General features: G+C 65.5%; 13 protein-coding genes and 1 tRNA gene. 5 read left to right on the plus strand and 9 right to left on the minus strand.

Translation table 11 applies throughout. The features are described 5' to 3' along the window. Positions 1-12: 12 nt before the first annotated feature. The 6 genes from QCE63_RS05135 to hemN form a co-directional block, all read right to left on the minus strand. Entirely contained in the window at positions 13-1,383 is a 1,371-nt protein-coding gene (locus QCE63_RS05135) for an NCS2 family permease (RefSeq protein ID WP_309831157.1), read from the minus strand. Between the two features lie 4 nt (positions 1,384-1,387). Next, positions 1,388-2,410: an adenosine deaminase gene (locus QCE63_RS05140; RefSeq protein ID WP_309831159.1), complete on the minus strand. Its 1,023-nt coding sequence runs from the start codon at positions 2,408-2,410 to the stop codon at positions 1,388-1,390. 37 nt (positions 2,411-2,447) lie between these two features. Further along, positions 2,448-3,464 (minus strand): xanthine dehydrogenase accessory protein XdhC, encoded by a 1,017-nt coding sequence (gene xdhC / locus QCE63_RS05145; protein WP_309831161.1) that lies wholly within the window; start codon positions 3,462-3,464, stop codon positions 2,448-2,450. 485 nt (positions 3,465-3,949) lie between these two features. Beyond that, positions 3,950-4,468, minus strand: coding sequence for a disulfide bond formation protein B (locus tag QCE63_RS05150; protein WP_309833689.1), 519 nt, complete (start codon positions 4,466-4,468; stop codon positions 3,950-3,952). A gap of 122 nt (positions 4,469-4,590) precedes the next feature. Then, positions 4,591-5,970, minus strand: coding sequence for an amidase (locus QCE63_RS05155; protein WP_309831163.1), 1,380 nt, complete (start codon positions 5,968-5,970; stop codon positions 4,591-4,593). Between the two features lie 204 nt (positions 5,971-6,174). Then, the gene (gene hemN / locus QCE63_RS05160; protein ID WP_309831165.1) at positions 6,175-7,557 is read right to left on the minus strand and encodes an oxygen-independent coproporphyrinogen III oxidase; all 1,383 of its coding nucleotides are present in this window, start codon (positions 7,555-7,557) and stop codon (positions 6,175-6,177) included. Between the two features lie 157 nt (positions 7,558-7,714). Here hemN and QCE63_RS05165 point away from each other — a divergent pair, with 157 nt between their 5' ends. From QCE63_RS05165 to QCE63_RS05175, 3 genes are all read left to right on the plus strand, one after another. Further along, complete coding sequence (locus QCE63_RS05165; RefSeq protein WP_309831167.1) at positions 7,715-8,011, plus strand: YkgJ family cysteine cluster protein; 297 nt, start codon at positions 7,715-7,717, stop codon at positions 8,009-8,011. A 71-nt stretch (positions 8,012-8,082) separates the two neighbouring features. Beyond that, positions 8,083-8,673, plus strand: a complete 591-nt coding sequence (locus QCE63_RS05170) for a DUF1439 domain-containing protein (protein ID WP_309831169.1) — start codon at positions 8,083-8,085, stop codon at positions 8,671-8,673. 62 nt (positions 8,674-8,735) lie between these two features. Beyond that, positions 8,736-9,569, plus strand: a complete 834-nt coding sequence (locus QCE63_RS05175; protein WP_309831171.1) for an undecaprenyl-diphosphate phosphatase — start codon at positions 8,736-8,738, stop codon at positions 9,567-9,569. 185 nt (positions 9,570-9,754) lie between these two features. On the opposite strand, the gene trmB is transcribed toward QCE63_RS05175, so the two are convergent. The 3 genes from trmB to QCE63_RS05190 form a co-directional block, all read right to left on the minus strand. Continuing rightward, positions 9,755-10,498, minus strand: a complete 744-nt coding sequence (gene trmB, locus QCE63_RS05180; RefSeq protein ID WP_309831173.1) for a tRNA (guanosine(46)-N7)-methyltransferase TrmB — start codon at positions 10,496-10,498, stop codon at positions 9,755-9,757. 92 nt (positions 10,499-10,590) lie between these two features. Then, positions 10,591-10,665, minus strand: a tRNA-Gly gene (locus tag QCE63_RS05185). A gap of 67 nt (positions 10,666-10,732) precedes the next feature. Then, complete coding sequence (locus QCE63_RS05190; protein ID WP_309831176.1) at positions 10,733-11,293, minus strand: YggT family protein; 561 nt, start codon at positions 11,291-11,293, stop codon at positions 10,733-10,735. An 822-nt stretch (positions 11,294-12,115) separates the two neighbouring features. On the opposite strand from QCE63_RS05190, the gene QCE63_RS05195 reads away from it, so the two are divergent. Beyond that, entirely contained in the window at positions 12,116-12,277 is a 162-nt protein-coding gene (locus tag QCE63_RS05195) for a hypothetical protein (RefSeq protein WP_309807623.1), read from the plus strand. Positions 12,278-12,610: 333 nt separating this feature from the next. Then, positions 12,611-12,913 carry a hypothetical protein gene (locus tag QCE63_RS05200; protein WP_309831177.1) on the plus strand — a complete coding sequence of 101 codons (303 nt, stop codon included), beginning with the start codon at positions 12,611-12,613 and terminating at the stop codon, positions 12,911-12,913. Positions 12,914-12,917 lie beyond the last annotated feature (4 nt).

The raw sequence follows: 12,917 nt of genomic DNA on the forward strand, positions 1-12,917 counted from the left end.
TCTGTGAATGGACTACAACTGCGAAAGCAGAACCAGGGCAAAGGCCGCGATGATCCACATCGCCGGCTTGACTTCCCGCGCGCGGCCCGTCGCCGTCTTGAGCACGACGAACGCGAGGAAGCCGTATGCAACGCCATCCGTGATTGAATAGGTCAGCGGGATCAGGATCATCGCGAGGAAGGCGGGAATGGCTTCGTCGAAACGCTGCCATTCGATCTTCGTGATCGCCTCCATCATGAACACGCCGACGAGCACGAGCGCAGGCGCGGTGGCGATGGCCGGAATCAGCGAGAGCAGCGGCGAGAGGAACAGGAACGGCAGGAAGCACAGGCCGGCCACGACCGCCACCAGCCCGGTGCGCCCGCCCGCCGAAATGCCCGCCGCCGATTCGATATACGCGTTCGCCGGGCTGGTGCCGAGCGGCGCGGACACGAGCGCCGAGAAGGAATCGACCATCATCGACTGGCGGATGTGGCGTGGATTGCCGTCCTGGTCGTAGAGCTTGCCGGCTTCGGAGATCGCCATGAAAGTGGAGAGCGCGTCGAAGAACGACGTAAACAGCATCACGAAGATGAACGGCCAGTAGATGACCTTGAGCGATCCCATCAGGTCGAGCTGGCCGATGGCCGAGAAGTCCGGCGCGGCGAACAGGCCGTTCCAGTTCACGAGCGTTTTCGTCGCGATCGCGGCGGGCCAGTAGGCGGTGCCGTCGCCCCACCAGCGGCCGATCGGCAGCGCGATGAGCGTCGTGAACACAATGCCCAGCATCAGCGCGCCCGTGACCTTGCGCGCGACGAGGATGGTGGTGACCGCGAGCCCGATCAGGAAGGTGATCACGACCGGATTCAGCGACGCCGAATGCACGACCGTGACCGGATCGCTCACCACGAACTTCGCGTTGACGAGGCCGATCAGGCTGATGAACAGCCCGATGCCGCACGACACCGCGTGCCGCAGATTGGCCGGGATGGCATCGACGACGAGCTTGCGCGCGTTGAAGGCCGCGAGCACCGCGAAGATCACGCCGGACCAGAACACGCAGCCGAGCGCGGTTTGCCACGGCATCTTGCCGCCGTGCACCATGACGAAGGCGAACAGCGCGTTCATGCCCATGCCGGGCGCGACGAGCACCGGATTGCGCGCATACAGGCCCATCGCGCAGCTGCCGAGGAAGCTGACAATGACCGTCGCCGTGAGCGCCGCCGGAAACGGTACGCCCGCCTGCGACAGGATGCCCGGATTGACGACGATGATGTACATCGCCGTGAGGAAGGTCGTGATGCCCGCGACGACTTCCGTCTTCACGCGCGAACCCGCCGCGCGCACGCCGAAGAAGCGTTCGACGGCGGTCATGTCCTGGTGGGGCGAAGCGGTCGTGTCCATGGGCTCACTGCTTCCAGTAGGCATCCAGGCGCGCGATCATGTCGGCGCGCTCTGCGTCGGTCACGAAGGACGCTTCCAGGCTGTTGCGCAGCAGTGTGTAGACCTCGTGATCGTCGAGCTTCAGCGCATCGACGATCGCGAAGTAGTTCGCGTTGACGTAGCCGCCGAAGTACGCGGGATCGTCGGAATTGATCATCACGGCGACGCCCTGATCGAGCAGGTCTTTCAGCGTGTGCTTGGTCATGTCTTCGAACACGCACAGCTTGAGGTTCGACAGCGGACACACCGTCAGCGCAATGCGTGCATCGGCGAGTCGCGCAACCAGCGCCGCGTCCTCGATGCTGCGCACGCCGTGATCGACGCGGTCCACCTTCAGCAGATCGAGCGCCTCGACCACGTAGGACGGCGGGCCTTCCTCTCCCGCATGCGCGACGAGTTTCAGGCCGCGCTCGCGCGCCTTCGCGAATACGCGTTCGAACTTCGACGGCGGATGGCCGCGTTCCGACGAATCGAGTCCCACGCCAATCAGCCGATGCGCGTACCGGTCGAACAGCGGCAGCGCGCTTTCATACGTGGCGAGCGCGTCTTCCTCGGACAGATGGCGCAGGAAACACAGGATCAGCTTCGAGGTGAGGCCGCGCTTTTCGGCATCGGCGAGGGCGCGTTCGATGCCGGCCACGACCGTTTCGATCGGCACGCCGCGTTCGGTGTGCGTCTGCGGATCGAAGAAGATCTCCGTGTGCGTGACGTGATCGGCCAGCGCGCGTTCGACGTAGGCGGCCGTCATGTCGTAGAAGTCCTGCTCGTGCAGCAGCACGCTCGCGCCGGCGTAATAGATGTCGAGGAACGATTGCAGGTCGGTGAACGCGTAGGCGGCGCGCAGTGCGTCGATGGAGTCGTACGCGAGCGGCACGCCGTTGCGCTGCGCGAGCGCGAAGATCAACTCGGGTTCGAGCGAGCCTTCGATGTGGATATGCAACTCGGCCTTGGGCGCGTGCGCGATCTTGTCGGCGAATGTGGGATTCATGGGCTGTTATGGGTTGGGGCTTGTTTTGTGTCCGGGCTCAGACGCTCTGTTGCGACGACGCACGCGCATGCGTGTTGGCTTCGACCGCTTGCAGCAGCTGGGCGGCTGCCGCGACCGCGATCACCTCGGGCGCCTTGTCGACGATGCCGTCGATGCCGATCGGGCACACCATCCGCGCAATGCGCGCCGGGTCGATGCCGCGTGCCACGAGCCGGTGCTCGAATTGTTTCTTCTTCGTGAACGAGCCGATCATGCCGAAAAACGCGAAGTCGCCGCGCCGCAGGATGCACTCCGCCAGCGCGAGGTCCACCGTGTGGTTGTGCGTCATCACGAGGTAGTAGGCGTTGGCCGGCGCGCGGTCGATGGCTTCGTCGGGCGCGTCGTTCGGCTCGATCGTCACGTTGTCCGGCACGAACTGCGGCGCGGGAAAAGCGGCGTCGCGCTCGTCGACCCAGGTCACGTGGCAGGGCAGCGTCGCGAGCACGCGCACGAGCGCCGCGCCCACGTGTCCCGCGCCGAACAGCACGACCTGGAAGTCGCGCGGCGCGATGGTTTCGGTCAGCAGCGGCCCGCTTTCCGCGAAACCGGCGCCGTCCCAGAGCAGACAGTCGGCGTCGGCGTCGGCCGCTTCGGGATCGGACAGCATGACGGCGTCGGGCTGCGGCGAGAACGAGACGCTGCGCACGGTCGAGAGACCCTGCGCGGTACGCTTCGCGAGCGTGGTCACCCAGTTCAGGTCCGCGACGTCGAGCCGCTCGAAAGCCAGCACCACAGCGCCGCCGCAGCACTGGCCGAGACTCGGCCCGAGCGCGAAGCGTTCGAGCCTGCGCAGGTGCGGCCGGCGCATGCCTTCCTTCAGGACTTGCCGGGCGGTCTCGATGGCCTTCCATTCGAGATGACCGCCGCCGATGGTGTAGCGCGCATCCTCGCGCGTGACGATCATCTTCGTGCCCGGCTCGCGCGGCGCGGAGCCTTCGACACGCGCGACCGTCACGAGCACGACGGCATCGCCGTGCGCGAGCAGATGTTGCAGGTCGTTCAGCCAAACTTGCATCGATGGAGCTCCGGGAAAGGTATCAGGGTGGCGTGAGGGTGGATCGTCGCAATCCGTAGTTTATCGGGATGGCTCGATGCGCCCCCGCGCGCGCGGAGACTGCCGGGTGTCGGATGTGCAAGGGCCGGGCGCAGCGGTCCGGCAAGGACGCGCGGGCGCCGTGCGCGGCGAGAGAGGTGGCAGGGGAAGCGGATGGTGTGCTTTGTCATGATCAGGGAGACATTGCGGACCCGGCGCGCGTTACACGGTTGTCGTTCGTTTCGGGGCTGACCGGGAAAAACACGGCTTGCCTGGGCAGAACGGACTGCGCGCACGTAGATCGCCATCCAGACACGACCTTAGCACCGCAATATCGAAAAAATATTGCCGGCCCCGTATCAAGGGTATGCGGTCGGACTGATGCGTGGCGGGAAAGACGGAGCGGAGCGGGGAGACGGGCGGCGCGAACGCGCCGCCCGGAGACAACCAGGGCGCTGCGGCAGGAATTACCGCGCGGTCGCGCGCAGCTTGCGCTTGAAGCGCAGGCTTGCCAGCACCAGCACGAAGATGATCGCGAAGGCGATCAGCGACCACTGCGGCAGCGACATCCCGAGGATCGGCGGATACGGGGTTTCGCACAGGCCCGCGACCTTGAACACCTGCGGCAGCCAGCTCGCAGGCGGCAAGCTGTCGACGACCGGCTGTAACGCGTCGAACCCGCAGCTGAAGCCCGGATGCGACTGCACGTACACATGCCGCGCGGCCGTGGCGAGCCCGCCGAGCGCCGAGAGCGCGACCAGCGTCTCCAGCAGCGCAATGCCGCGCCAATTGTTGAAGCCCGCGCCGAGGAACGCGAAGACGGCGATCAGCACGAAGAAATAGCGCTGGATGATGCACAGCGGGCAAGGGTCCTCGCCGTGATAGAACTGAAGATAAAGCGCACCGCCGACGAGCCCGAGACAGACGAGCGCCAGCAGCACCAGCAGGCGCCGCTCGCGCCGCATGACGCGGTCGCCCTGGTGCATCGAGAAGTGATGTAAAGAGTTGTTCATTGTTCCGCAACGATTCGAGAAGGAAGTGCCTGAGTTGCGCCGCTTGACGGTGAATTCTAGCGCGAACGCCGCATGCGCGACGACGCGCCGCCGCTTCAGCGCGTCGTGTCGAGTACGGCTTCGACCGCGCGCCCGATGGACAGCAACGCGTCGTCGGCGTTCGGCGCGCCGGCCAGCATCAGGCCGACGGGCGCGTCGCCGCGCGGGTGGCACGGCAGTGACAGGCCGCAGGCATCGAGGAAATTGAAGGCGGTCGGATTGCGCAGGATGAGCGCGTTGGTGCGCGTGAAGAGGTCATCGTCGGCGTCCAGGTCGGCGATGCGCGGCGGCAGCACCGGCACGGACGGGCAGATGATCGCGTCGAAGCGCTGCCAGAGCGTCGTGCGGGCTTCCTCGATCATCGCGGCGCGGGCCTCGCACAAGTCGATGTAATCAGCGGCGCTCGCCGCTTCGGCGCGCTTCAGGCGGGCCAGTACGCGCGGATCGTATTGCGCGCCGCGTTCGGCCATCAGCTTCCGGTGCCACGCAAAGGCTTCGATCGCGACCAGAGGATAACGGTTGATCTCCGGCAGCCGGTCGAGCGGCGCGAACCGCACGTCCTCGACTACCGCGCCCGCCGCCGCCAGATGATCGATGGCCGCGGCGACCGCGCTGGCGACCGGCGCCTCGACGCCGTCCGTCACGTAGTTCGTCAGCACGCCGAGGCGCACGCCGTCGAGCGGACGGGCGGCCGGCACGCCGGGCTCGCGGCCCGCGAGAATGCGGTCCACCAGTGCGCAGCAGGCCACCGAGACACCGATCGGCCCGAACGAATCGAGTGTGCGGGAGAGCGGAACGCCGCCTTGCTTCGGGATGCGGCTGGCGGTGGGCTTGAAGCCGGTGATGCCGCACAGCGCCGATGGAATGCGGATCGAACCGCCGGTGTCGGTGCCGAGCGCGACGGCGGCCATGCCGTCCGCGACCGAGGCCGCCGCCCCCGACGACGAACCGCCCGCGATGCGCGCGTCGCCCGGCACGTCGGCGCGCCACGGCGAATGCGGCGTGCCGTAGTGCGGATTGAGCCCGAGGCCCGAGAACGCGAACTCGCTCATGTTGGTGCGGCCGATCAGCACCGCGCCCGCGCGGCGCAGGCGGCCGACCGCGACGGCGTCGGCGCGGGCGGGCGCGGCGTCGTTCAGCGCGGTCGAGCCGGCGCGCGTCACCTGGCCTTCGATATCGAAGAGATCCTTGATGGACACAGGAATGCCGGCGAGCGGCGACAGCACGGTGCCGGCGCGGCGCAGCGCGTCGTGGGCGTCGGCGGCGGCGCGGGCCTGAGCGGCATCGACGTGCACGAAGACGGTCGAGCCCTGACCCGCGGGATCGGCGATCCGTTCCAGGGCCGTCTCGACCAGCGCGCGGCTGGTCGTGCGGCCGGCGTGGAGATCGGCGGCAAGTTGGGCGAGCGGAGCGAACTGCGGCGAAGGGCTGGGCATGACGTGGCGGTGGCAGGGCCGTCCGCGATGCGCCTTCGACCAGCCCGGCGCTTCGCATCGGCGTGAATGGACGGGCGCGGGGGCTTACGCGTAGTGCATGCATGCGTGCGGTGCGTGCGGCTCCGGCGCCCGGAGTGGCTGTCATTCTAAGCCAGCGAGGTAAGAAATACGCGTCCTGAAGCCTCGCCGCCGCCCGTCTTTCCTTCAGAGCGTGCGTGAGAAGCGCTGCGCGCCGCTCTGTCCCAGATAACGGTCGAACACCGACGCGACATTACGCACCAGCATGCGTCCCGCGGGCAGGACCCGAAGCGCGTCGCGCGAGAGCTCGATGAGGCCGTCGTCGGCCATCGGCGCGAGGCGTTCGAGTTCGTTCGCGAAGACCGCCGGAAACTCGATGCCGTGCGCCTGCGCGACGTCGTCGAAACGCAGCTCGCCGCCGCACATGACGCGCATGATGAGGTCGCGGCGCAGTTCATCGTCGGGCGAGAGGCGCACGCCGCGCGCAATCGCCAGCGTGCCGGCGTCGATCGCCGTCGCGTAGTCCGCGAGCGTGCGCGCGTTCTGCGCATAGACATCGCCGACCTTGCCGATCGACGAGGCGCCGATGCCGATCAGATCGCAATCCGCCTGCGTGCTGTAGCCCTGGAAGTTGCGCTGGAGCGTGCCCGCCGCGTGTGCGCGGGCGAGTTCGTCGTCGGGCAGCGCGAAATGATCCATGCCGATGTACACATAGCCCGCCTCGTTCATGCGCGCGATCACGCGTTCGAGGATCGCGAGGCGCACGGCCGGCGAGGGCAGCGCGGTGGCATCGATGCGCCGCTGCATCTTGAAGAGTTCCGGCAGGTGCGCGTAGCCAAACACGCTGACGCGATCCGGCCGCATCGCGATGAGGGCGTCGAGGGTGCGCGAAAAGCTCTCGACGCTCTGATGCGGCAGGCCGTAAATGAGATCGGCGCTGACCGAACGGAAGCCATGCCGGCGCGCGGCATCGAGTACTTGCTCCGTCAGCGCGCGCGGCTGGATGCGATTGACGGCGCGCTGCACGCGTTCGTCGAAGTCCTGCACGCCGAGGCTCAGGCGGTTGAAGCCGAGTTCGCGCAAGAGCGCGACCGTGTCCGCCGAGGCCTCGCGCGGATCGATTTCGATCGAGTATTCCGCGCGGTCGTCGGGCACGAGATTGAAGTGCGCGCGCGTGGCCGCCATCAGTTCGGCCATTTCGTCGTGCGCCAGGAAGGTCGGCGTGCCGCCGCCCCAGTGCAGCTGCGTGACGGGGCGCGCGGGATCGAACAAGGTCGCTTGCAGCGCCAGTTCCCGCTTCAGGCGTTCGAGGTACGGCCGGGCGTGCGCGCGGTTCTTCGTCGCGACCTTGTTGCAGCCGCAGTAGAAGCAGACGGTGTCGCAGAACGGGATATGCAGGTACAGCGACAGCGCTTCGTGCGGCTGGCCGCGGCGGGCGGCCGCGCGGTAGTCGGCGGGGTCGAAGGTGTCGGTGAACTGGACGGCGGTCGGATACGACGTGTAGCGCGGCCCGCGCGCGTCGTAGCGGGCGAGCAGGTCGGGGCGGAAGAACGGAACGGCGGTTGTCATGGCGGGCCTCTGGAATCCGTTCGAGTGTAGGGCGGCGTCGGGCAGCGGACCTGCGCGCCAGGGTCGCAGAACGGCATACGCGGTTTGACGGAGCGCAAGACAAGGCGTGGGACAATGCGGCTTTCGCATTTTCGTGTCCCCGCGTTTCCTTATCGATATGCCGATCGACTCTTCGCCTCACGCCTGCCGCGAGGCTTGCGGTGCGTGCTGCATCGCGCCTTCCATCTCCAGCCCGATTCCGGGCATGCCGCAAGGCAAGCGTGCGGGCGAGCGCTGCGTGCAGCTCGGCGATGACCTGCGCTGCGCCCTCTTCGGCGATCCGCGCAGGCCGGCATGCTGCAGCGGCTTGCAGCCTTCGGCGGAGATGTGCGGCGAGTCGCGCGAATTTGCGTTGCAGTGGATCGAAACGCTCGAACGGGATACGCAGCCCCGCGCGACGCAACTGTCCCGCTGATCGATGGTCCAAAAGCCGAACCGCGCCAGCCGGCGCAAAGACTCGAAAAACCCAGCACTGGAGGAACACGCATGACGCACACCGTCGCGCCGCTGCGGCGCCGGTTCGTGCTGGCAGCGCTGTCGCTGCCCACGCTCGCTCTCACATCGACCGCCCGCGCGGCGTCGAACTCGATCTTCCCATTCATTCCGGATCACTACACATTCTCGACGCAGCAGGTCCAGGAAGCCGTCGCCCGCAAGTTCCCGCTGCAACGCACGGCCTCGCAGATTTTCGATGTCGTGCTGAGCAATCCCGTGGTCGGCATGGCGCCGGACCGCAATCGCGCGACGGTGCGCGTCGATGCCCGTCTCGCGACGCCTTTCATGCCCAATCCCGTGGTCGGCGCGTTCACGCTGTCCACGCAACTGGCCTACGATGCACCCAGCCGCTCGGTCATTCTCGTCGCGCCATCTGTTGACGATGCGCAGTTCAGCGGTGACGCCGGGCAGTACAACCAACAGATTGCATCGGTCGGCGCGCAGCTCGCGGCCCAGCTGCTCGACCGCTATCCGATCCACACCTTCAAGCCGGAAGAACTCCAGTTCGCCGGGGTGTCTTACGAACCCGGTACAATCACAGTCCTTACAAACGGCATACGTGTGCAGATCGTCGAGAAGTAAGCCGACATCCGCCTGTACGGTGCTTGACAAACAACAGCTGTATCGGCGAACAAGGGCTGCGGATGGACTGGATATTGATGGTGAAGGCGCTTGTACTGGGCGTCGTGGAAGGCTTGACCGAATTCCTGCCGGTTTCAAGCACGGGGCATCTGATCGTTGCTGGCAGTCTGCTGAATTTCACCGACGCGCAATCGAAGACCTTTGACGTCGTCATCCAGTTCGGCGCGATTCTCGCCATCTGCTGGGAATATCGCGCAAAGATCGGCTCGGTCGTCACCGGGCTGCCGAGTCGGCCCGATGCGCGGCGCTTCACGCTCAACGTCATCATCGCGACCATTCCGGCCATCGTGCTGGGCTTGCTGCTGGAGAAGCACATCAAGGCGGTGCTGTTCTCGCCGGTGCCGGTGTCGGTGGCGCTGATCGTGGGCGGCATCGTGATTCTCTGGGCCGAGTCGCGCCAACGGGAACGCGGCGTCGCGGCGCGCGTGACGTCCGTCGACGAACTCGCCTATGCCGATGCCTTCAAGGTCGGTCTCGCCCAGTGCTTCGCGCTGATCCCGGGCACGTCGCGTTCGGGGGCGACGATCATCGGCGGGATGTTGTTCGGACTGGAGCGGCGCGTTGCCACCGAGTTCTCGTTCTTCCTCGCCATCCCGATCATCTTCGGCGCGACGCTCTATGAAATGGCCAAGTACTGGCGCACGCTGACCGTCGGGGATATCGGCTTGTTCGCCATCGGGCTGGTGGCGGCGTTCATCAGCGCGTTCGTGTGTGTGCGCTGGCTGCTGCGCTATGTCGCGTCGCACGACTTCACGGCGTTCGCGTGGTATCGCATCGGCTTTGGATTGCTGATCCTGATCGTGGGCTACAGCGGCGGGCTGAGCTGGGCCGACTGATGTCCGGTGTGCAATAGAAGAAAAGCCACGGCGAGCCGTGGCTTTTTTGCATGTGCGCCTGCATGGGCGCAGACCTGTGGATGCACGTCCCGTCATAAGCTCATCCTCCCGAACCGTCGGGTACGGACCGCATGCCGGATCGTGTGGCACGGGTGCGGCCTCGTGGCCGTCCCCTATGCCGAGGTTCAGCGACGCCGGAACATCAGGTCCCATACGCCGTGTCCGAGGCGCAATCCGCGCCGCTCGAACTTCGTGACCGGGCGGAAGTCCGGACGCGGCGCGTAGCCGTCGGCGGTATTCTCGAGCGCGGGTTCCGCCGAAAGGACGTCGAGCATCTGCTCCGCGTAGTTCTGCCAGTCGGTCGCGAGATGCAGATAGCCGCCCGGCTTCATGCGCGAGACGAGCAGCGCGACGAACTTCGGCTGGATCAGGCGGCGCTTGTGGTGACGCGCCTTGTGCCATGGATCGGGGAAATAGATGTGCACGCCGTCGAGGCTGTCCGGCGCGATCATGTGCTCGAGCACTTCCACGGCGTCGTGTTGCAGGATGCGGATATTGCCGAGTCCTTGCTCGCCGATCAGCTTGAGCAGCGCGCCGACGCCCGGCTCGTGAACCTCCACGCCGATGAAGTCATCGCCGGGACGCGTGGTTGCGATTTCCGCTGTCGTCGCGCCCATGCCGAAGCCGATCTCCAGCACGTGCGGCGCCTCACGGCCGAAGAGGGCATTCCAGTCCGCCGCTTGCGGCGCGTAGGGCATGACGTAGCGAGGACCGAGTTCATCGAGGGCGCGCTGCTGTCCTATCGAGACGCGGCCCGCCCGCGTGACGAAACTGCGGATGCGTCGGTGCCGCAGCGTCGAGGAATCGTCGGCGGAGGCGGGATGGTCGGGGGCGCCGTCGGCGTCTTCGTTCTGGGAATCGTGATTCATGGCGAGGCAATGCTGGAAATCAAAAAGCCGCCCGAGTGTGACACTGGAGGCGGCTTTTCCGGGTGTTTTGATGCGGCTTGTGCTGAGAAACCTGGAGCGGGCGATGGGAATCGAACCCACGTCTGTAGCTTGGGAAGCTACGGTAATGGCCATTATACGACGCCCGCTTTGAGCCGATGCTTGAGCACGCAATTGTAAGCGCAACGCCTTCGCAGGCGCAATTGCGCGCGCCGCTCAGATCCCGAACAGCGTCATCGATACCGCCACGCGCGTCACCACCATCAGCAGCACCTGCACGATGACGAACAGCAGGATCGGCGAAAGGTCGATGCCGCCGAGCCGCGGCAGGATGCGTCGCAGCGGGTCGAGGAACGGCGCGGTGATCTGAAAGAGCAGCGGCATGGCCGGCGACTGCGGGTTGAGCCACGACAGCAGCGCCATCAGGATCGTCATCCAGATGATGAGGTTCAGCGCCCACTTGATGACCGTCAGCAGGGCAACAAGCGCGAGCATCGGCAGCATGAGCGTCGGGTCGACGCCGGCGAGCACGACCATCAGCGTGACATAGACAGCGGCGGCGATCAGCGCCGCGACGATGCTCGCCCAGTCGATCTTGCCGCCTGGCAGGATCTTGCGCAGCGGCAACACGATCCAGTTGGTGGCCTGCATCACGGCGTTGGAAACCGGGTTGTAGGGCGGCATGCGCACGACCTGCATCCATGCGCGCAGCAGCAGTGCCGCGCCGAACAGGGTGAAAACGGTGCTGAGCAGAAAACGGGCGATATCGCCGAACATCTCGGGTCCTCTTGTTTGCGTGTGCAGCGTGGCGGCTGCGTCGGGTCGACTGGAAGAAGCTTGAAACCAACGACGCCAAGGACTAGCGGAGGAGCCCGACTCTCCGTGCGCGGCGGGCAACAGCGCCGGCTGCGACAGCGGGGCGCACGCTCGCGCGGCGCGATTCGGGGTGCTTGACCTTGATCATTGTTCGTTCTCGGGACGGGAGTGTGTTACCAGGTCATCGCAAGCCGTCATTGGCCGACGCGGCGCGTGACGAGTCTGACAACTCGCCGGCCGCTGCCAGGCCGACCCTGAAACGTCGCGACATCCTGTTCATGGCGACTTGACTTCCCCGCCCACCGGGCCTACACGGTGGGGCGCCGGTCGTCACCTTAACACGGCTACAGCGCCGGTTGGGGGCGGCCGAGCGCATGCGTCGGCGACGTGATCGTCATTTCCATGGCAGTCGAATGAAAGTGAACCGTAATTTTCAGACCGATCCCCGAACTTCGCCCCGTGTTGCGATTTCGACACGCGGGTCGACAGCGCGCGTCACGCAATGCTGGCAGGATAGACTGCATAAAGTGAAACGGACGCACATCGGTGTGTTCGAATCATCGGCGGCCCTCTAACGCGATGCGCATTTTTGCGGGCCAGAACGGCATGGATTCTGCTGAATGTGGTCAAGCCCACATCGAAGCCAGCATTAAGTTCCCTGGCGTACGAAGTGAGCGAGGACAGCGCGAAATACTAAAGAGAAGAAGCATTCGACTGAAGAGGCAGGTGCAACCGGCCTTCAACCTCTTCCTAAGGTTTCATTCGCTACGTTCGGAGGTCGCCATGAGCATTTTTTCGTACCGGAAGCATCTGCGATTCTTGAGCCAGACCCAGCGGCGCTGCTGGTGGGATCAGAAGAAGCGCCTGACGCCGCGTGTCGTCATCAGCGGCGCCTATGTGCCGCCGAATGTCACGCGCGAGTTCGCTTATGTGAAGGTTGGTTAAGCGCGCGACACCCGGGCGCTTTCCTATCGCACTTCAAAGCCCCGTCGGAGACCTCCGATGGGGCTTTTTCGTTCATTTGTAATCAGACGTTACCCATTGTTCTTGCGTCCGCATCGCATGTTCCTGCCTGAGCGTAGAGAGCCATATTGGTTGGCGTTTTCACGTGAGTTCCTGAGCCGCACGCAGCTTTCACCTCTGAACCCGCGTTAAGAAACTTGCAATTTGCAACAAATGGTCCCAGCGATAAATGTGCTTTTTCGTTAAATTCGTTTCATACCGTCGCTCATGTTCCGCGCAAGCCGGAAACGATGCGAAGCGACGAGGAGAACGAAAGTGAAAAAGCTCGGTAGTGTGTTGGTGGCTGGCGCGCTGGGCGTCGGCTTCATGAGTGTGGCTCAGGCGCATGTGTCGATTGGCGTCGGCATCGGGGTGCCTTCTTATCCGGTTTACGCCGCGCCGCCTCCGCCGGTCTACGTGGCCCCGCCGCCGCAGGTGTATGTCGCGCCGCCTCCGGTCGTATATGCGCCGCCGCCCGCGGTGGTTTATGGTGGCTATGGCGGTTATGGCTATTACGGCCGGCCGTATTACCGGCACCACGGTTATTACCGGCATGGCCCCGGTTACTGGCGTCATTGAGTCA

It is taken from the genome of Caballeronia sp. LZ065, from assembly GCF_031450975.1.
Lineage (GTDB): Bacteria > Pseudomonadota > Gammaproteobacteria > Burkholderiales > Burkholderiaceae > Caballeronia.